A 21,037-nucleotide genomic window follows, 5' to 3' on the forward strand; every position below is an offset into this window, starting at 1 on the left:
GTAAAAAATTACATTTCCTTTTTCCGTTGCGTTTTAGTCCCTCTTAATTGTTCGGGAAGCTGTCAGGTATGGTAAATTATATATACATTTAGACCTAAATCATTTTTCTGAGCAAACCATTAATTTTAATCATGAAAAGAGTCTTAGGCCTAAGTTGTTTTTATCTGTTGTTTTCTGCATGTAGTGTTCATTATAGTCCCAAAGATCATCCTTATGTATATGTGCAAAAGAAAGATCGAGAGATTAAGGAATGGAAGCTGGTATGGGAAGAGCACTTTAATTCCCCTAAGCTAGACAGTAGTAAATGGTCCCGGATTCCAGCAGGCGGAGCCGACTGGAATCGACACATGAGTACAGATGACGCCTGTTTTGGATGGGAAAATGGAGAGTTGATTCTTAAAGGAATTAAAAATACAGACAAAAATAGAGATTCAAGACCATTTTTGACAGGTGGGATATGGAGTAAGGGAAAGTTTGCTTTTCAGTACGGACGCATAGAAATCCGAGCTAAACTTGGAAGTGCAAAAGGGGCATGGCCTGCCATGTGGATGCTGGCGGAGTTAGATAAGTATGGGAAGTATCCGAGAAACGGCGAAATCGATATTATGGAACATCTTAATTTTGATCATATCATTTACCAGACAACACATTCATACTATACCTTAGATCTGGGGCAAAAGGAGAATCCTAAACATTTTGGTACCGCTTCGATCAAATCAGAGGAGTACAATACATATGGTATAAGCTGGTATCCCGATCGTATTGTATTTCAGGTGAATGGAGTTGATACCTTTACTTATCCAAGGGTTAATGGAGTAGACCCCACTCAGTGGCCTTATGATCAACCCTTTTATCTATTGATTGATCAACAGTTGGGCGGGAGCTGGGTTGGTGAGGTAAATCAAGACCAGCTGCCCGTTGAGATGCGTGTCGACTGGGTTAAAGTTTACCAATAGTGCTCCACCAATTCTCGGAAGGGTAAAAGATGAAAATGATCGCCGACTATTGAACTGCAGTTTTCTGATAACAATGAAAAATTACCATTTATAGATGACCTATGATTAAGTGATAAAAACTTAATATACACGACATAGGAAAAATGTTTACTTTTGGCCAAATTATGGAAGATAATACGATATTCAAGATTAGCAATAAGATTAAGGAAATTCGAAAAGAAAAAGGAATTACCATACAGGAAGTTGCTGATAGAGCGGGGGTAAGCAAGGGACTTATTTCGCAGATTGAAAATAACAGAACAATACCCTCCTTACTCGTATTGATTAATATCATCAATGCACTGAATATTGATCTTAATGAGTTTTTTAAAGATTTTAATTCTGAATTGGATTCAGGCCCAGTGGTCGTTCGGAAAAAAGATACTTATAGTCCGTTTGAAAAAGAGTCGGCGATTGGTTTCCATTATAAAAGGATTTTTACATCTGCGATGGATAGTTCGACCATGGACATTGTTCTTTTGGAGTTGCTTCCAGATGCACAGCGACCAATGGTTGAGACCGAAGCTTATGAATATAAATATATCATTAGCGGACAGGTTGAGTACATCTTCAATGATCAAATAATTAGCTTAGAAGAGGGCGATTCGATCTTTTTTAATGGGCGATTGTCACATACACCGCGTAATGTTGGAAGTGAAAAGGCCGTCATGCTAATTGTATACTTTTTTGAAAATAAGAAATAGAGGACAACATGTTAATTGTCAGAGCATCATTGAATCATTCAGTGATGCTTTTTTTATTTTATACTTTTCGTATCGCAAAGGGATGCTTATATTTGTTTATAAATACTTAACAAAAGTTTAGTCTTGTGTTAATTTCCAAAATTTACTTTTGATTGCGGACAATGAGGTCTGTTAACAAGTTTAAATGATGGAGTTAAACCAACGAATAAAAAGACGCATAAATAGACTGGATGAGAAATCTGTGGCTATTGTTTTGGCTGTAACAGCATTTTTATGTTACACGAGTATGTATTCATTTAGAAAGTCATTTACGGCATCTGCTTTTGCAGATGATACTATTTTTGGTGTCGATTATAAAGTCTGTATGGTGGTCATTCAAATGCTGGGGTATTTGTTGTCCAAGTTTTATGGCATTAAATTTATCTCTGAAAGTAAACAGCGAAATAGAGGGCGGTATTTAATCGGTTTGATTTGTATTTCATGGATAGGGCTTTTGGCATTTGCAGTTTGTCCGAGACCTTGGAATGTTGTCTTTCTTTTTATCAATGGTTTTCCATTGGGAATGGTTTGGGGCTTGGTATTTAGTTATTTAGAAGGAAGGCGGTTTACAGAGATTATGGGGGCAGTGATGTCTGTGAGCTTGATTTTCGCGTCAGGACTGATAAAAACGGTTGGGCGGTGGTTGATGTCTTCTTTTCATATTGATGAGTTTTGGATGCCATTTTTGACAGGTTTACTTTTTTTTCTACCCTTTGTTTTGTGTGTATGGATATTGGAAAATGCTCCAGGGCCAACAGAAGAGGACAAGAAGCTACGGACGGAGCGCATTGCGATGGATAGTAAAATGCGAAAACACTTTTTTAAAACCTTTATGCCGGGTATCGTTTTGACTATTATCGTTTACACCATGCTTACTATTTTACGTGATGTACGCGATAATTTTGAGGTTGAAATCTGGCAGATGTTACATGTGAAAGGGGCGGGCATTTTTGCAAAAGTTGATGGGACTATCTCCTTGATTGTACTGCTGCTGGTAAGTTGTCTAATCATGGTTAAAAATAATCTTAAAGCATTTAAGTTGATCCACTATATGATCATTATAGGTTTTCTGACTGCAGGTATTTCTACCTATTTGTTTACGAAACAATGGATTGACGGTTTAAGTTGGATGTTGCTTGTCGGTTTGGGCTTGTATATGGCATACATTCCTTACAATGCCATATTTTTTGAGCGAATGATCGCAACATATCGTATGAAAAGTAATATTGGTTTTGTTATGTATATGGCTGACTCAATCGGTTATTTGGGTAGTTTTCTGATATTGGTAAACAAAGAATTTATGCCAAATTCTGTTACTTGGGGAAATTACTTTATTCAATTGGTCTTTTTAGCCTCTATTATCGGCGCTATTTTGGGTATCTTCTCTCTACTCTATTTTATTCGAAAAAAAGAACAGATGAAAGGAAGTGATGATGAATTGTTGGCCCCTTGGCATACCACAAAAGGAGAAGTGCAAATTAGTTAACTATACTTTTTTATGATATTCTATTTATAAAGATGAAAACAAATACATATGATTTAATTATTGTTGGGGGCGGGATTTTAGGGACCTTTCATGCCTATCATGCGTTACAAATGGGATTACGCGTGCTCCAACTCGAAAAAGATAATTTCCCCGTGGGATCTACTGTTCGTAATTTCGGACAGGTAGTGCCATCGGGGATGGCCGGAGAATGGTTTGATTATGGTGTACGAGGACTTGAAATATATCAATCCATTCAGCGGGAGATGGATATATCTGTTAGAAATAACGGCAGCATCTATATTGCTTCGGATAGTGATGAAGTTCAGGTGCTTCACGAGCTGTCTAAGCACTATCAGGGAAAAGGATATGATCATGAACTTTGGTCAAAGGAACAGGTTTTATTGAAATATCCCGTAATGAATGCTGATTATGTTAAAGAGGCTATCTTTTTTCCGCAGGAACTCAGTGTAGAACCCGAGTTAATGATTAGACAGCTGCATATTTATATGCAAAATAAGTTTGTGGACTATACGTTGAAATACGATACGACAATTGTGGCCTGCGAGGATAAAAATGATGCTGTTGTTGTCACGAGCAGTACGCTAGAAAACTTTGAAGGGAAAAAATTGCTTATCTGCAATGGATACGAGTTTAAAATTTTATATCGTTCCTTGTTTGATAATAGCGGGCTTGAAATTAGCAAGCTGCAAATGATGCGTACAAAGCCTTTGGCTCATATTCATCTTCCCGGGAATATCTTAACTGGGTTGACCATTCGTCGATACGAGAGTTTTGAAGAATATTGCCCGTCGTTTCAGACAATTCCAATGCCTGATCACTATCAGGAGCTACGCAATTATGGAATTCATATCCTATTTAAACAGGCCACGGATGGTAGTATTATTATTGGTGATTCGCATGAATATGCAGCGGGCAACAGACTGGATGAACTGGGCTTCTCCGTAAGTTCCTATATCAATGAATTGATGATTGCGGAAGCCAACCGTATCCTGCCAATGGAGCGTAGCTGGATTTCATCTTCCTGGGCAGGTTATTATTCGCAGCACAAAGATCATATTCTTGAAATCGACGTTAGCCCAAGAATACATGTTAGAACCGGTATTGGAGGGAAGGGAATGACCGCAAGTGCTGGCTATGCCGAGCAGAGTATTGAAAAACTTTTTTAATTTAACCCTATTAAATAGCCCCGCTACCACATCTAGCGGGGCTATTTCGTTTTTAAGCTATTTATTTGATCAGTTTGTACAGACTTCCTAAAACGTACAGTTGTCTTTCTTAATAAGGTCAAGCTTTATAAAATTCAATTAGTAAATAACTAAATTATAAAAAGGATCTCTGGTAAATCTTTTTATTGCATCAACTAATTGACCAGTTGTTTGTTCTTTATAAAACATTATCTGATCAATATTTCCTTATTGTTTAGGCGTTAAACAATGTTTTTATTAACTTCACGGTCACAATAAACCAGATCTAAATATTAGAAGTGAATGGCAAATAATGTTTTTCCTGAAAATGAGTTAAGAAGGATAGAAAAATTAAAGTCCTATGAGTTAATGGGACTCGGGAAAGACCCTGAGCTGGATGTTTTTGCGCAGGCAGCCTGTCTGATTACAGATTGCCCTGCAGCTTTAATTGCCATGATGGAAGAAGAAACACAACGTATTCAAAGTTGTGTTGGGATGGAGCTGGATACCGTTGAAAGGAAGAATACGGTCTGTCAGTACACCATAATGAGCAAGGAGGTCCTTGTTATTGAAGATACTTTTGAAGATCCACGCTCGTCTTCCAATCCATTGATTCGCGAAGGAAATATCCGTTTTTATGCCGGAGTTCCTCTTTTGGATGATGATGGCGATGCTCTTGGAACAATCTGTGTCATTGATTTCCATCCGAAAAAGCTTTCGGATAAGCAAAAAGACTCGTTGGAGGAGCTAGGCAAGGCGGTGACCAAAATATTATTGGGAAAAAAACGAAAAGTACAGGCTGGTTATTTCTCCGAAATTTTTCACTTGACGAACAATATTATTTGTGTATTGGATGAGACACGAAAGGTAAAAGAAGTTAACCCTGCATTTAGTAAAGTCTTGGGATTGTCCAGATCGAATAGTTTAGGCAAATCTATTTTTACATTATTGGGAGACACTGAAAGGGAGTTAGCGTCGGACTTAGGTCGAGTTGAGGAAACAAAGTACGGCGTTCAATCTACAAGTAGGACTAAAACAGAAAATGGTCAAGTTGTCGAAATTGAATGGCATTTCAAATATGATCCGATAAACCATGATATTCTGGCCTTTGGCAGAAACGTAACAAAAGAACGCGAAGAAAAACTCAAGTTGGAGAATTCCGAACGTAGATTTCGTAGTTTTTTTGAAAATGCGATTGGCCTCATGAGTATGCATGATTTGGACGGTAATATTCTATCCGTCAATGAAAAAGGAAGAGAGATATTGCGGTATGCCAAAGAAGAGGTAAAAGGACTTAATCTCAAGAAATTGGTTCCGTCTCATCATGTGGGTCTGGTTGAAGAATATCTCAAGCGCATTGCCAGCAATAAAGAGGATTCCGGAATGATGGTTCTCCAAACAAAAGATGGAGAAGACATTTCTTGGCTATACCACAATATGTTGGAAACGGATGAAAATGGACGTTCTTATGTTGTCAGTACGGCCTTGAATATGACGGATCGACTGCGGCTTGAAAATGATCTTTTGCATACCAAACAAATCCTGGAGCAGACCAATGCTGTTGCTCAGGTTGGCGGATGGGAGGTCAACTTAGCCGAAAACAAGGTCTATTGGTCCGACTCTACGAAGCTAATTCATGGTGTGGCTCCCGATTTTACACCTGATTTTGAACATGCAATCGGATTTTATGAGCCGGAAAGCCAGGTTATTTTGCGTGGAATTTTTGAAGATGCCATTACATCAAGAACACCTTACGATACCGAATTGCGTCTATTAAAGCAAAATGGCGAATCAATTTGGGTACGCGTAAAGGGTATTCCCGAATTTGAAAACGATGTGTGTAAGCGTGTTTTTGGAATTATTCAGGATATCGATCAAAGTAAATCGCTATTCTTGGAGCTGGAACGTAAAGAATCGATGTTACGTGCGTTTGTGGATTATGTTCCTGCTTCGGTTGCTATGTTTGACCGAGACTTTAACTATATTTCGGTCAGTAATCAATGGCTGGAAGATTTTCACGAAGGGGTAAGTTTGCCGCCAAATAGTAACTTTTTTGAACTTTTTCCAAATATCCCGGAAAATCGAAAAAAAATCTACCTTGATGCACTGGAGGGAATACCTTATAAGAATACGGATGAGGTCATACAGGCTGGTGGACTTGCCGAAGCGCAACATTTCAATTGGGAGGTAAGACCTTGGCATCTTGCGGATGGAAGTATAGGCGGGATCATTATTTTTACACAAAATATCACGGAATCGGTAAAAATAAATGATGAATTAAAGTTGGCAAAGGAACTGGCCGATCTGGCGAGTAGAGCAAAGTCCGAATTCCTTGCCAATATGAGTCACGAAATTCGAACTCCTTTAAACGGTGTGATCGGATTCTCCGATTTGTTGTTAAAAACACCATTAAATGATACACAGGTCCAATACCTCGGCTATATCAATGAATCTGGAAATAGCTTACTCAATATTATTAATGACATTTTAGACTTTTCAAAAATTGAATCGGGTAAACTCGAACTATTTGTCGATAAGTATAACGTATATGATGTAGCCAATCAGGTTATTAATGTTGTTCTCTATCAGGCACAACGAAAAGAAGTCGAACTGCTTTTGAATATTGAGCAGGGACTGCCAGCTTTCGTTTGGATTGATGAGGCACGTATTAAGCAAGTGTTGGTGAATTTGTTAGGTAACGCCGTTAAGTTTACGGAAAAAGGCGAAATCGAATTTAAGATCAGTAAACTTCGCAATGATGAGAATAAATTAACCTTACGTTTCGCGGTTAGAGATACCGGAATAGGAATTCCGCCAGAGAAACAACAACGCATCTTTGATGCCTTTACGCAAGAAGATAGCTCGGTAAGTAAACGATACGGCGGCACGGGGCTCGGTTTGACAATCTCTAACAACCTCTTGAAATACATGGGAAGTAAATTGAATCTGGAAAGCGAACCGGGTGTCGGATCGACCTTCTATTTTGATATCGAGGTTCGATGTGAAGAAATGGAGGATGAAGATTCAGCTTTACCTTTAAATCGTGTTCTCGTTGTCGATGACAACGCCAATAATCGGATTATCCTGCAGCATATGCTGGCCTATAAGAACGTCGAATCTGTCCTCGCAGAAAACGGCATGGAAGCCTTACAGTTGCTGATGAAAGGGGAACGTTTCGATGTTATTTTAATGGACTACCATATGCCGATCTTATCGGGACTCGAAACGATAGAAAAAATCAAAGAACTCTTTAAAAAACAGGAAGAAGGTATCCCTTTGATCGTGTTGCACACTTCGTCTGAAGAGCATGAGGTAATTTCAGCATTTAGACAAGAGGAGCGTTCATTCTGTCTACTTAAGCCGATTAAATCTGAGGAACTGTATTCGACTTTAAGAAGGGCGATACAACAAAATAGGGAGGATGCCGTGCAATTAAAGGCGAATGCAAACTTATCGTTATCATCGGATTCGTACGGTCAAGACGTTCAGGTGCTGTTGGCAGACGACAATGCCGTTAATATGGCCCTTAATTTACGCATGATGGCAAGCATAATGCCTGGAGCACATTTAACCGAAGTTTCTGATGGAGCACAAGCCATTCAAGCTTGCAAAGAAAAACAATTTGATTTTATTTTGATGGATGTTCAGATGCCCGAGGTCGATGGGATCGAAGCAACCAAACAGATCCGGCAAATGGCAGCTTATGCTGAAACACCTATTATCGGTGTTACTGCAGGTAATATTTCAGGTGAAAAGGAACGCTGTCTTGAAGCGGGGATGTCGGACTTTCTCGCTAAACCTATTCGACAACAGGATTTGTTCAAGGCCCTGGAAAAAGCGATGTTATCGGTAAAACCTAGTGCTGCCGAAGCTTCGGATCTGGAGGATTTGGATGAGCATTTGGATATGCAGCGCCTGGAAGAACAGGCCGGTGATGATCCCGCATTTTTAACCTTTTTTCTGGATTTGGTCGTCCGGGAAATCACGGGGTCTAGAAAGCAGTTAAAGGAGGCAATTGATACAAACGATATTGTACGCATCAAAGAACTCCTTCATAAGTTGCGGGGTACTTCATCGACAGCCGGACTGATCAAATTGGCCCAAATGACCAAAGACTTGGAGACCAGCCCAACAATTGAAACAGACCTTGCGACTGCTTTTGTGGCAATCGAACAGGAAATGGATATAGGATTGGAATTAATTGCAAAAATCTTAAATAAATAATGATATGTTGATTTTAATAGCGGAAGACGACGAATTGATACTACGTACTGTTGAACACAAATTAGTAAAAGAAGGACACGAAGTGGTGCTGACCAGAAATGGCCGTGAAGCCATCGAGAAAATTAATGAGCTGGATTTGGATTTGGTTGTAACGGATATTATGATGCCTTTTGCTTCCGGTATTGAAATTCTTTCAGCAATAAAGACTATTGGAAAGAAAATCCCGGTCATCGTATTATCGAGCATGGGCCAAGAGGAGGTCGTGGTCGATGCATTTGATCTAGGCGCATCTGATTTTATGGTTAAGCCGTTTAGTCCAAACGAACTGATTCTTAGAATAAAACGCCTAATAAATAAATAAAATTAAATTATGCATCACAATATCGAGCTACATGAGCTTATTCTGGCGATTGTTATCGTATTGATTTTAGTACTATTGTTGATTATCACGGTACTGGGATATAGCTTTTATAGCTATAGAATCCTTCATAATAGGCAATCGTGGCGACAGATCATCGAGTACAAAATTATGGAGACTATTGTTGGTGGCGATGAGAATAGCGATCGAGACCTGCAGTTTGCAGAGTATTTGAAAGAACCTTCTTTTCGAGCTCTTTTTTTGGATGTATTAGTTGACTCTGATAGAAAATTTTCTGGTGGAGCTAAACAATCGATCAATAGGTTGTTTCAAGATTTTAAATTGGAGGATGAAGCTTGGCGAAAGCTTCGGCATAGAAAAGCTTATTTGGTTGCCGGTGGGGTTCAGGAGCTTGCTGCGATGAATGTCGAATCAGCAATTCCTGAGATAACAGCCAAGCTTAATGATTCCCGCACTGCGGTATATCAAGAAGCACAATACGCAATCGTAACTTTTAAAGGGTATGAGGGACTTGGTTTTTTAGATCATTTTGATCGCCCCTTATCCGACTGGCAACAATTACGTTTATTGTTTTCTATTCATGAAATACCCGAACTTTCGGAGTTACATGTGGACACCTGGCTTAAGAGTTCAAATGATTCTGTTGTCATATTTACATTGCGCTTGATCCGAAAATTTAGATTGATGACTTTCTATACGGAAGTTTTTAACCTATTAGATCATCTATCTACGAAGGTTCGTATACAAGCCATACGAACATTGCAGGCCATTGAGAACAGTGGCACAATTCAGCAATTTATACAAAATTTTGATCTGCAACCCATCGAAGTCCAGATTGAAATCCTTAAAGCGATGAAAATTGCCAAAAGTAGAGAAAGTGAGCATTTTTTGAAAGATCAGCTGTGGAATCAGACCCCGGTGTCAATTAAAATTTCTGCTGCAGAAGTACTCGTTGTGCTGGGAGAAGAACATTATCTCCGAGAAATTTCACAACGTGAAGATACATACGACGAACTTACACAAATTATTAAACACGCATTGCAAGAGAAAAAATGTTAGAGTTTTCCCATATCGTATACGAAATTATAGTTTGGTTATTTTTGCTTTATTCGGCAGCAGTATTCATTATCTATACTTGGATAGGGCTATACGCTTATGGAGCGGTGTTTCGTTACAAACACAATAATACGTTTACGGATTATAGTATTATCGCGACCAACCCCAACGCGCCTACATTCAGTCTGATTGCTCCAGCCTACAACGAGGGGATGACCATCGTTGAAAATGTGCGTTCTTTATTGTCGCTATATTATCATAATCTGGAAATTATCATCGTTAATGATGGTAGTAAAGACGACTCAATTTTGAAATTGATCGCCTCTTATGAACTCGAACCAACCTCTTTTTTTGTTCAGGGAAATATTGAGACCAAAGATATACGCGGAATCTATAAGAGCAAAAATCCAGCATTTAAGAAGCTGATTGTCGTCGACAAGGAAAATGGCGGCAAGGCTGATGCCCTCAATGTCGGCGTTAATATTTCTTCCGGAGATTATATCGTCTGTATTGATGTAGATTGTATTTTGGAACAGGATGCTATTCTAAAATTAGCAAAGCCATTTTTGGAACAGACCGACAAACGCGTTATTGCTTGCGGCGGAGTTATACGCCTGGCAAATAACTGTAATGTCGTGAATGGTTCTGTCGTGGACGTTAATCTTCCAAAATCATGGTTGGGGCGTACGCAGGCTTTAGAGTACATCCGTGCTTTTATTTTAGGTCGAATGGCTTGGTCAAGGGCTTCGGGTTTAATTCTTATTTCCGGTGCATTTGGCGCTTTTGATCGGGAGATCGTATTGGCTTGTGGAGGGTATGACCGAAATACGGTGGGAGAAGATATGGAGCTTGTTGTTCGTATGCGCCGTTATATGGAGGAGCAAAAGCAAGCCTACGAGGTGGTCAACATTCCTGATCCATTGTGTTGGACCGAAGTACCCGAGTCAAAAGAAGTATTACGTAAACAGCGTAATCGTTGGATGCGGGGTACCATGGAAACCTTATGGAAACATCGGAAACTCATGTTCAATCCGAAATATGGCCGTTTTGGTATGGTCAGTATGCCTTATTGGTTTTTCTTTGAATTCCTGGGGCCCATTGTCGAATTTACCGGCTATATAGTTTTTATAATCTTCTTTATTCTGGGAATCATCAACTGGCCATTTTTCTTTGCGCTATTTGCATTGGTGATTGCTTCCGGAATTTTGTATTCGATCTATGCAATCTTGGTTGATCTTGTTAGCCATCAGGTTTATTCTAAGTAACGAGATCTCTCCACGCTAATTACTACGGCGATACTAGAACCTTTATACTTTCACCCTATTGTTGTTAAAGCTGGGGTACAGGGGGTTGTTGATTACTTTCGGAAGCAGCATGGCTGGGGAGAAATGACGCGACAAGGCTTTCAACAAAAAGATGCGAACGAGTCGGTTTGGAAATACCTCGGTCAGCGATTAAATCTGTCCTTGCAGAGCTTAGGGCCTGTTATGTTGGTTGTTTTTGCCTTGTATATGTTGTCTGTTGGTGTAGAATGGTGGTGGTACGGTCGTCGATTTGTTCAGCTTTCGGAGTCACATGCCGGGAAATACCTGTTTTTGGATAACATCCTGTTCATCTTTCAAGCCTTGGCCTGTTTGGGAATAGGGTATTTATTGCTTCAATTCCTAAGCAGTTTTTGGGCAAGACTTCTGCTGGTCATATCCTTCACGTTTATTGTCGTTATGCAATTCATCTTGTTTCTGTATTTTGGCGAATCGAGAAATTTGCTTGGAGCTGATATGTTCTATTACAGTTCGGAAGAGATGAAGCAAATTTTGGAGGCTAGCGGTATGTTGAGTTTTACCAATATTGCCTTGCTTTTATTATTGATTGTAATCGCTTGGGTCCCCCTTTGGATTGCCAATAAGCAGACATTCAAAAAGTCCTATGCTAGTATTGCACTGTTATCTTTGGGGATCATATCGTTTTTCATCTCCTCGGCTTCGCTTTTGGGAGGTCGCGCCGAAAAAGATGAATTCGTAGCCAATGCAAGCCGGAGTAAATGGCGTTATTTTTTCGACTCCAATTTATCCAATTACGTGGATGAGCACCCAGGGATGCTCGCGATGTTCAGTAAAGACGACGATGATGCAAAAGTGTTAGATACTAAATTTCCTTTTTTGAAAAAAGAGGACACGAAAGATTTCCTGGGGACATACATGCAAAAAACAGCGAAAGTACCCAATTTGGTCATTCTTGTTATCGAGGGTTTAGGACATGCCTATAGTGCTGAAAATGGTTATATTGGCAACTTTACACCTTTTATAGGTACATTGAAGCAACAGTCTTTGTATTGGGATAATAATATGAGTTCCTCGGGTCGGACATTTTCCGTTTTGCCGACCATAACAGGTTCGTTGCCTTTTGCGACACATGGATTCCTGGAACAAGACACCTTGCCAGATAACTTCAATCTATTTAATATTCTGAAGAGTAATGGATTCAATACTGGATTTTTCTATGGTGGTCATTCTAATTTTGATTTCATGAAAAAGTTCATGGATTATAATAAAATAGATATGCTCATGGACCAAGCGGCATTCGGACCTCCCTATAAAAAATTGCCCGAAAAGGGAGGGGAGAGCTGGGGATATGAAGATCAGGCTGTCTTTGGCAAACTCCTTGAAGTACAGAAAGTACAGGAACACCCTTATTTCCATGTGCTTTTAACGCTATCAACCCACAATCCGTTTTTGATCAATAATGCGGCTCATTATGAACAAGTGTTTGATCAACGTATAGCAACATTGAACCTTACACCGGAACAAAAAAAGTGGGCTTTGGAAAACCGTACCCAACTTGTTTCGGTACTGAATTTGGATGACGCGATGGAGCAGTTCTTTAAAGAATATAAAAAGAGACCAGATTTTGCAAATACTATTTTTGTCATAACTGGAGACCACGCGATGCCTGAGATACCCTTACAAAGCAAAATCGATCGTTATCATGTTCCCTTGTTGATTTATTCACCACTTTTAAAAGGGCCAAAGACTTTTCATAATTTTGTTAGCCATTTTGATGTCGCGCCTTCTATATTGGCCTACTATCGCGAGAATTTTGGGCTTAAAACGCCTACCCAGGTTACATGGATCGGTCAGGGGCTCGATAAGGGCGCTTCGGCACAGGGTGATGGTATAGCCATGATGCAGAGTAAAAATCAATTGATTGATTTTGTGAAAGGCAGTTACCATCTTTCCGATGGCCAACTGTATAAACTGGATGGTGTGCTCAATGAAGATGCTGCCGCGAATAATGCGAAAGAAGAATTGTCCAAGCGCTTTGAATTATTTAAGCGCAAGAACAAACTTTTTTATACGCAAAAGCGACTTCTTCCGGATAGTGTTTATACAAATTACTTTAGTCGAACAAAGAAGAACTAGAATTTTCGAATATAACCAAGGATGATGTCCAATTGATTTCCTCTTTCTTTTGGCCTGAATTCTTGGTTATAATAGGTGCCCGAAATTGAAAATAGGTTACTTTGCTTAACGGAGAAATTATACTCAGCACCTACTTTGAATGTTTTTAATTTATAGGAAGCGTTGTCCAATAGATTATTTCGGTTTTCCTCGGGACTCAGACCCGTTCCGGCGCTAAATCCGAAGTAATCGTTTGCTCCCTTCGTGTAATAGCGGACTGTTCCGGTATAGGATTGGGAAATATTCTTTTCGCCCGGTGTAAGGTAAGTCCTCAGATTGAACCAAAAGTTTTGGTAATATTTTCCGACTGAAGCCGTGTACATCCAGATGTTGTCACTAAAATAAAGCTGACGATATCCGATTTCCCCCTCAAAGCTGTTCGGAAGATTGGCATAGAGAGAAACACCAGTTCTATATTTCGCAAAAATGCCCACATTATTGGAATATCCAGCACCGACATATAGGTAGAATATCTTTGAAAGCCGCGGATAAGCCTCCATCTCAAATTGGACGCCATTTTCTGCAAATTTATTCGCATAGTTCGTTCTGAAAATAACGGATCCTATTGGTGTTGCCCGTTTATAACTTAATCCAACAATGTGCCAATTATGATCAAACTGTTTGTCAAAGTAGACAAAATTGTACGTTAGACCGATTGCATTTTTAGCCGTATATTCTTCAATATTTTTTGCCAGCGCTCTTGCTTCCGTATTTTTAGGATTTATTGCCAATAAACTATTAATTGCCTTTTCGGCAGCCTCATAATGATCATTGCCATAACTTATTTTGCCTTTTAACAGCAGTAGATCCTGAGACTGCGGATGTATACTAAGCCCTTTGTCCGTAATTGCAATAGCTTTGTCGGTCTGATCATTCCAGTATTCCAATGAGGCGTAGGCCAAAAAGAAATCTTCATCACTTGTATTCTTTTTATCCAGTTCTGTAAAGATGGTTCGTGCCGAATCAATCTTATCCGACCAGGTATAAAGGCGTCCGAGAAAAATGCTAATATCTGTGTAATCTGGTGCTTGAAGTAGGGCCTGTTTAGATAATTGAATGGCTTGCGGATAATCTTTTGAATCAAAAGCTACCTTTCGTGCTTTTACAAAGAGATCATCAGCGGTGAGTTTCGTCTCTTGCGCGATAGAAAATAAGGGTAATAAAGAGAGGGAGAGTAATGGATAAATTACTTTTTTCATTCCAGATCGTAAATTTGACATTTAAGCTTGCTAATATATAAACTAAAATTAGGAAATTTTGTTTGTCACTAGTTGTTTTAAAATAAATTTTTGAGCTCTTTTAAAGCGTTCGATCTCATTTTGTGGGACGTCTTCCGAAATCATCCTTAGAATAGGAGTTTCGAAAAACGCCAATGAAATGTATCAACAACCGTTAACTGGTTGCTATCTACGGGTAATCCGGTTACTATTTTAAGTACCTGCATCGCCATCATGCTGCCGATAATACCGGGCAAGGGGCCCAGCACCCCATTTTTATCGCAATTTGGAACCTGCTCCGGATCGGGGGGCGTTGGAAAGATATCCAACAGGTTTTTACTACCCTGATAGTTAAAGACAGCCAGCTGCCCTTCAAAGCCATAGATGCTGCCGTATACCAAAGGTTTATCGAGTTGTAGGCAGGTCTGATTAAGCAGGTAGCGCGTTGCAAAGTTATCACAGCAATCGACAATAATATGATAGGGAGCGAGCATTGCTAGCGCGTTGTCAGCATCTATTTTTACCTGAAAGGGCTCAAAATCAATTGTGCTATTGTGCTGTCGTATATAGGCTGCGGCACTTTCTGTTTTTGCTTGGTTTATATTATTTTCGGAATGAATGATCTGTCTATTAAGATTGTGGATTTCAACCCGGTCAAAATCAACCAGCCCAAGTTTGCCTATACCGGCCGCGGCTAAATATTGAACGACAGGGCTCCCGAGTCCGCCTGCACCGACGACCAATACCTTGGCATCCATAATCTTCCGTTGTCCGGCAACGCCAATCTCTTCGATAAAAATCTGTCTGCTATAGCGATCAAAAATGTTATCTTTTTTCATGTATTTAACGTACAATACCCGCGTAATTACTTTCCCAGTCTTTCATCACTGGAGAATAGCCCATTTTTCGGATTTGATTTTTTATTGTTTCCATATTTCTTTCATCACTTACTTCAAATTGTTCCAAAGCTTGGGGATCGACAACATAGCCTCCAGGATTGGTTTTTGAAGCTGCACTCATGGTGGTTACGCCAATGGGTATGATATGATCCCTGAAGGTTTGGTTTTCTCTGGTTGAAATCGAGATTTCTAAATTTTCATTCCACAGACGATATGCACAGATCAACTGCAGCAGATCACGATCTGCCAAATGAAAATTTGGCTCAACAGAACCTGCGGCTGGTCGTAAGCGTGGAAAGGAAATGGAATAGCGTGTCTGCCAATATTGTTTTTGCAAATAGGCAATGTGTGCCGCGGTGAAAAAGCTGTCCACCCGCCAGTCCTCTAGCCCAAGTAATACCCCCAGACCGATTTTATGGATTCCGGCCCGGCCTATACGGTCAGGCGTATCTAAACGATAGTCAAAATTGGACTTCTTTCCTTTCGGATGATATTGTTTGTAAACTTCTCGATGGTAGGTTTCCTGATAGACCAAAATTGCATAAACCCCTGCGGCTTGTAGTAGTCGGTATTCGGATTCTTCCAGGGGCTGTACCTCAATGGATATCTGTGAAAAATGAGGTTTTAAAAGTCGAATAGCGTTTAGGAAATAATTGATCTCGACAGTTTTGTTGGCTTCTCCGCTAACGAGTAAAATATGGTTGATTCCCATGGATTTAAGTGCCATCGCCTCCAGTAATAGTTCGGTGTTGCTGAGGGTTTTGCGTTTAATTTTATTGTCCATGCTAAAACCGCAATATGTACAGATATTTTGGCACTCATTGCTCAGGTAAAGAGGGGCATAGAGCTGTATGGTTTTACCGAAGCGACGTTGGGTGATTTGTTGTGTTTTTTGTGCCATTTGTTCCAGATACGGTGCTGCAGCCGGTGAGATGAGCGCCCTAAAGTCAGCGAGCGTTAAATGGTCTTTTTCTAACGCATGTTGTACATCCTGATTGGTAGCGTCATAAATCTGCGTGTGGACGTCATTCCAGGAGTATTCATCGAGTATCGTTTTGAAATCTGTCATAAGTGAATCATCAATCAAATAAAAATGAAGTTAAGGGACTCGAACCGAATGCTTGTGATCCGATCTTTCCTAAACCGGCCTCATAAGCCTTTCGTCCAGCGATAACGGCCTCTTTGAATGCTTCGGCCATACGTATCGGATTATTTGAGACCGCAATTGCCGTATTGACCAAGACTGCATCCGCTCCGATTTCCATGGCTTTGGCAGCATCGGATGGAGCTCCGATCCCAGCATCTATAACCACAGGGACATTACTCTCCTCAATAATAATTTCGAGAAAGTCCAGTGTGCGAAGCCCTTTATTACTACCAATAGGAGCACCTAAAGGCATAACAACTGCTGTACCTGCATTTTCCAATCTTTTACAAAGTACTGGATCTGCGTGAATATAGGGCATGACAACGAAACCCAGTTTGGCCAGCGATTCAGTTGCACGCAGGGTTTCAATAGGATCGGGCAGTAAATAACGGGGGTCGGGATGAATTTCCAGCTTTACCCAGTTGGTTTCCAATGCTTCCCGTGCAAGTTGGGCCGCGAGCACAGCTTCTTCAGCAGTTCGTGCTCCCGAAGTATTGGGAAGCAAATGGATCGCCGCCAGATCGAGCGCACTGATGAGACTGTCGTCTGCGCTGGTCTGGTCGATTCGTTTGAGGGCAACAGTGACCAATTGGGAGGCCGAAGCCACAATGGCATCGCTCATTTCTGTGAGATTACCGAATTTGCCCGTACCCAGAAATAATCTGGATTCAAATACGCGATCGGCTATATGTAGGTTGCTCATAATAAAATTTTATTGATGGATGAAACAATGTTTGGAGTCTTGGTTACGATTCCGGAGAGTGCTACACCGTAAACTCCAATTTCTAATAGCTGTTGGATATCTTCAAGTTGGCTTATACCGCCAATTGCGAATATTGGAATAGGGGGCAAGCCTGCTAGGCGGACTTGTTGGATGATGTTCTCATATCCTGCAATCCCCAATAGGGGACTTAGTTTTTGTTTTGTTGTGGTATAGTTGAATGGTCCGAGTCCGATATAGTCACAGTTTTCACTTATTCTACGTTTTACATCCGCAAAGCTATTGGCAGTACCGCCGATTATTTTTCCTGCACCCAATAGGTGCCGGGCAGCTGTGACGCTGCAGTCATCCAATCCCAAATGTACGCCATCAGCGTCTACCGCTGCTGCAAGTGAAGGATGGTCATTGATGATACAGCTGGCACCAAATTCGGAACAGGTTTGCTTGATCTGTTCTGCAAGCGTGTAGCGGCTCTTTTCATCGGCTTCCTTCCATCGGATCTGTATCCATTTGGCCCCCGCATCCAGCGCTTTCAGTATGTTATTTTTTTGTTCAGTTAATGTTTGTCCCTGCGATATATATTGGAGTTTTTCCATAGTTTTTGTTTGCATGCTATAAAATTTTGAACTGGATCAGGGTGCTTCCATAAAGTACCATATAAGGCAATTCCATCTGCACCTTGCTGCATCGGAATAAGGCAGTTGTCTTGGTTTATCCCTCCAAGACCGATGAGACCAACAGTAAAGTTGGAGCGTGACGGGAGCTGATCCAACCTTGCATTATACACTCCATACCCGACTTTTGAGATGCTCGGAAATAATGGACTTAGAAAAGCATAGGCCCAACATTCATCAAGGCTATTGAATTGATCGATATCATGCACAGATGTCGAACAGATTGTTGTAGAGAGCATTTGATTTGTTGATCTATCCTTTCTATTCTTTTCGTTCATATGAATACGTGCGATTCCGAGCTCAGCCGATAGGTGAGGGTGGGAATGTAGGACCAATCTGTCCAGGTACGTTGAATCTATAGATTCAACGTACCTGGACATTTGTAGGTCCGTAAAATGATACTTGCGCAAATGCAGGATATCAAGTCCTTCTTTGAACAAAGCATCTATAATCCCTTTTTCAGAAGGGATCGTTTCTGCTGCTGTCAAAGCGATGATCATAAATAAATCTCTTTTCCTTGTGCGATGAATTCCTGCGATTTTTCCCGCATTCCTTGTGCGGCACTATCTCTGATTTCCTGCGTAATTTTCATCGAGCAAAATTTGGGACCGCACATGGAGCAGAAGTGAGCCACTTTGGCCGCATCCGCAGGCAACGTTTCGTCATGATATTCACGCGCTGTATCTGGATCGAGGGAAAGGTTGAATTGATCTTCCCATCTAAATTCAAATCTCGCTTTACTCAAGGCATTATCACGGTATTGTGCACCCGGATGTCCTTTGGCCAAATCGGCCGCATGGGCAGCTAGTTTATAGGTGATTACACCGTCTTTAACGTCTTTTTTATTTGGTAAGCCCAGATGTTCTTTTGGGGTCACATAGCAAAGCATCGCACATCCATACCATCCGATCATCGCAGCTCCAATGGCTGATGTGATGTGGTCATAACCTGGAGCAATATCAGTTGTTAAGGGTCCCAAGGTATAAAATGGTGCTTCGTCACAACAAGCCAATTGCTTATCCATATTCTCTTTGATCAATTGCATAGGAACATGGCCCGGACCTTCGATCATCACCTGAACATCGTGTTTCCAGGCGATCTTGGTGAGCTCGCCCAGTGTTTCTAGCTCCGCAAATTGAGCAGCATCGTTTGCATCTGCAATGGCTCCAGGACGGAGACCATCGCCAAGTGAAAAAGCAACATCATATCGCTTCATAATCTCACAGATCTCCTCAAAATGCGTATAGAGAAAGTTCTCTTTGTGGTGGAAAAGACACCATTTGGCCATGATAGACCCTCCTCTGGAGACAATTCCCGTTACTCGAGACGCGGTGAGATGGATATAACGAAGCAGTACACCAGCGTGTATGGTAAAGTAAGAAACACCCTGTTCGGCCTGTTCAATCAAAGTATCTTTGAATATTTCCCAGGTAAGGTCCTCGGCCACCCCCTTCACTTTTTCGAGCGCCTGATAGATCGGTACTGTACCGATTGGAACGGGCGAGTTACGGATAATCCATTCGCGGGTTTCGTGAATATTTTTGCCAGTGGATAGGTCCATGATGGTATCGGCTCCCCAACGACAGGCCCATACTGCTTTCTCAACTTCTTCCTCTATACTTGAGCTTACAGCACTATTGCCAATATTGGCATTAATTTTAACAAGAAAGTTGCGCCCGATAATCATGGGTTCACTTTCAGGGTGATTGATATTATTGGGGATGATTGCTCTTCCGGCTGCGATTTCCTCACGGACAAATTCTGGTGTAATTGCTTTATCGTGTGTTCTGGCACCAAAATTCTGTCCCTTATGCTGATGATCCATTCCGGGGGTACTGGTCGTGAGCTGCTCGATACGTTGGTTTTCACGGATAGCAACGTACTCCATTTCTGGGGTAATGATGCCTTGCTTTGCATAATGTAATTGGGTAACATTACTACCGGGAGAGGCTACTTTCGGTTTATGGCTATACGCGAATCGGAGTTCATCCAACGTTGGATCAGAAAGGCGTTTTTGCCCATATTCAGAGCTGGTGCCAGGCAGCTGTATGACATCTTGACGATCTAAGATCCACTGTTCGCGAAGGCGCGGGAGGCCTTTTCGGATATCGATATGGACGGTGTCATCGGTATATGGTCCAGAAGTATCATAGACTGTTACCGGGGGATTAATTTCTACTTCTCCATTCGTTAATTTGGTTGGACTCAAGGAGATTTGACGCATAGCGACTTGAATAGGAAATAGTTTTCCGGATACAAAAATTTTCTTTGCATTTGGAAAGGGCGATTGCGTAATTTTTTCAGCTGTCATTTTTTTCTTATTGGGGTGAATTACTCGGTTCGATTGATTTTTGGGGAATAGCTATCCGCCCTGGGACGCGGTGATTAAAATAATCTGATCGTGCGGTTTTAGTGGTGTCGTAGCCCAGTCCTTTTTGGGTATGACTTTGTTGTTAATAGCTACAGCCACGCCCTGAGTTTGGCCGGATAATTCCAAAAGCAACAAGCTTTCCAATGAAGTAAGTGTGGGGTCGAAAAATCGAATCTGATGGTTTATTGTAAGTTCCATTCCTTAATTTTTTTGGTAAAACTTTAGGAATGGCTACACAAAGGCACAGCAATGCACCTTGTAGACAGCTCACTTTTCCCTACGCCAGTATGATCCGGATCAGGTTCTAAGGGTAAAATCTCAGCCTGCACGAGCAGACACCCCTAAAGTTGCGACTAAGATAAGGTTATTTTTATGAAAGTTGCAAGAATTTTATTTTGCAGACTTGGGTTTATTGCACAGGACAGTGCAGGTTAATATGTGGGAAATAATTGATATATTAGT

General features: G+C 40.8%; 17 protein-coding genes and 1 riboswitch. Of the genes, 9 read left to right on the plus strand and 8 right to left on the minus strand.

The features are described 5' to 3' along the window. The first annotated feature begins 131 nt into the window (after positions 1–131). The 9 genes from OK025_RS18135 (at position 132) to OK025_RS18175 (ending at position 13,507) form a co-directional block, all read left to right on the plus strand. On the plus strand, positions 132–956 hold the full coding sequence (locus tag OK025_RS18135; protein WP_317665918.1) for a glycoside hydrolase family 16 protein: 825 nt from the start codon (positions 132–134) through the stop codon (positions 954–956). A gap of 164 nt (positions 957–1,120) precedes the next feature. Further along, on the plus strand, positions 1,121–1,699 hold the full coding sequence (locus OK025_RS18140) for an XRE family transcriptional regulator (RefSeq protein ID WP_317665920.1): 579 nt from the start codon (positions 1,121–1,123) through the stop codon (positions 1,697–1,699). Between the two features lie 184 nt (positions 1,700–1,883). Next, entirely contained in the window at positions 1,884–3,224 is a 1,341-nt protein-coding gene (locus OK025_RS18145; protein ID WP_317665922.1) for a DUF5690 family protein, read from the plus strand. Between the two features lie 32 nt (positions 3,225–3,256). Next, positions 3,257–4,411, plus strand: a complete 1,155-nt coding sequence (locus OK025_RS18150; RefSeq protein ID WP_317665923.1) for a TIGR03364 family FAD-dependent oxidoreductase — start codon at positions 3,257–3,259, stop codon at positions 4,409–4,411. A gap of 321 nt (positions 4,412–4,732) precedes the next feature. After that, positions 4,733–8,653, plus strand: a complete 3,921-nt coding sequence (locus OK025_RS18155) for a response regulator (RefSeq protein ID WP_317665924.1) — start codon at positions 4,733–4,735, stop codon at positions 8,651–8,653. Between the two features lie 4 nt (positions 8,654–8,657). Next, entirely contained in the window at positions 8,658–9,014 is a 357-nt protein-coding gene (locus tag OK025_RS18160) for a response regulator transcription factor (RefSeq protein ID WP_075993157.1), read from the plus strand. A 9-nt stretch (positions 9,015–9,023) separates the two neighbouring features. Then, positions 9,024–10,091 carry a hypothetical protein gene (locus OK025_RS18165; RefSeq protein WP_317665927.1) on the plus strand — a complete coding sequence of 356 codons (1,068 nt, stop codon included), beginning with the start codon at positions 9,024–9,026 and terminating at the stop codon, positions 10,089–10,091. Next, on the plus strand, positions 10,085–11,353 hold the full coding sequence (locus tag OK025_RS18170) for a glycosyltransferase family 2 protein (RefSeq protein ID WP_317665928.1): 1,269 nt from the start codon (positions 10,085–10,087) through the stop codon (positions 11,351–11,353). The genes OK025_RS18165 and OK025_RS18170 overlap by 7 nt, the downstream gene beginning before the upstream one ends. 123 nt (positions 11,354–11,476) lie before the next feature. Continuing rightward, positions 11,477–13,507, plus strand: a complete 2,031-nt coding sequence (locus tag OK025_RS18175; protein WP_317665929.1) for an LTA synthase family protein — start codon at positions 11,477–11,479, stop codon at positions 13,505–13,507. Here the strand turns inward: OK025_RS18175 and OK025_RS18180 are convergent. The 8 genes from OK025_RS18180 to thiS all read right to left on the minus strand — a co-directional run bounded on the left by OK025_RS18180 (position 13,504) and on the right by thiS (position 20,773). Next, positions 13,504–14,745 (minus strand): YaiO family outer membrane beta-barrel protein, encoded by a 1,242-nt coding sequence (locus OK025_RS18180; protein ID WP_236582820.1) that lies wholly within the window; start codon positions 14,743–14,745, stop codon positions 13,504–13,506. The two genes, OK025_RS18175 and OK025_RS18180, sit on opposite strands and share 4 nt — an antisense overlap. 146 nt (positions 14,746–14,891) lie before the next feature. Continuing rightward, positions 14,892–15,602: a HesA/MoeB/ThiF family protein gene (locus OK025_RS18185; protein WP_317665932.1), complete on the minus strand. Its 711-nt coding sequence runs from the start codon at positions 15,600–15,602 to the stop codon at positions 14,892–14,894. A gap of 4 nt (positions 15,603–15,606) precedes the next feature. Continuing rightward, positions 15,607–16,731, minus strand: coding sequence for a 2-iminoacetate synthase ThiH (gene thiH, locus OK025_RS18190; protein WP_317665934.1), 1,125 nt, complete (start codon positions 16,729–16,731; stop codon positions 15,607–15,609). 10 nt (positions 16,732–16,741) lie between these two features. After that, entirely contained in the window at positions 16,742–17,512 is a 771-nt protein-coding gene (locus OK025_RS18195) for a thiazole synthase (RefSeq protein WP_317665935.1), read from the minus strand. Continuing rightward, complete coding sequence (thiE, locus tag OK025_RS18200; RefSeq protein ID WP_317665937.1) at positions 17,509–18,141, minus strand: thiamine phosphate synthase; 633 nt, start codon at positions 18,139–18,141, stop codon at positions 17,509–17,511. The genes OK025_RS18195 and thiE overlap by 4 nt, the downstream gene beginning before the upstream one ends. Beyond that, complete coding sequence (locus OK025_RS18205; RefSeq protein ID WP_317665938.1) at positions 18,087–18,704, minus strand: thiamine phosphate synthase; 618 nt, start codon at positions 18,702–18,704, stop codon at positions 18,087–18,089. Before OK025_RS18205 ends, thiE begins: the two co-directional genes overlap by 55 nt. Next, positions 18,701–20,515 (minus strand): phosphomethylpyrimidine synthase ThiC, encoded by a 1,815-nt coding sequence (gene thiC / locus OK025_RS18210; protein ID WP_317665939.1) that lies wholly within the window; start codon positions 20,513–20,515, stop codon positions 18,701–18,703. The genes OK025_RS18205 and thiC overlap by 4 nt, the downstream gene beginning before the upstream one ends. Positions 20,516–20,566: 51 nt before the next feature. Beyond that, complete coding sequence (gene thiS, locus OK025_RS18215; RefSeq protein ID WP_317665941.1) at positions 20,567–20,773, minus strand: sulfur carrier protein ThiS; 207 nt, start codon at positions 20,771–20,773, stop codon at positions 20,567–20,569. Positions 20,774–20,832: 59 nt separating this feature from the next. Then, a riboswitch (TPP riboswitch) is annotated at positions 20,833–20,928 on the minus strand. Between the last annotated feature and the right edge of the window lie 109 nt (positions 20,929–21,037).

The organism is Sphingobacterium sp. UGAL515B_05 (assembly GCF_033097525.1).
GTDB lineage: Bacteria > Bacteroidota > Bacteroidia > Sphingobacteriales > Sphingobacteriaceae > Sphingobacterium.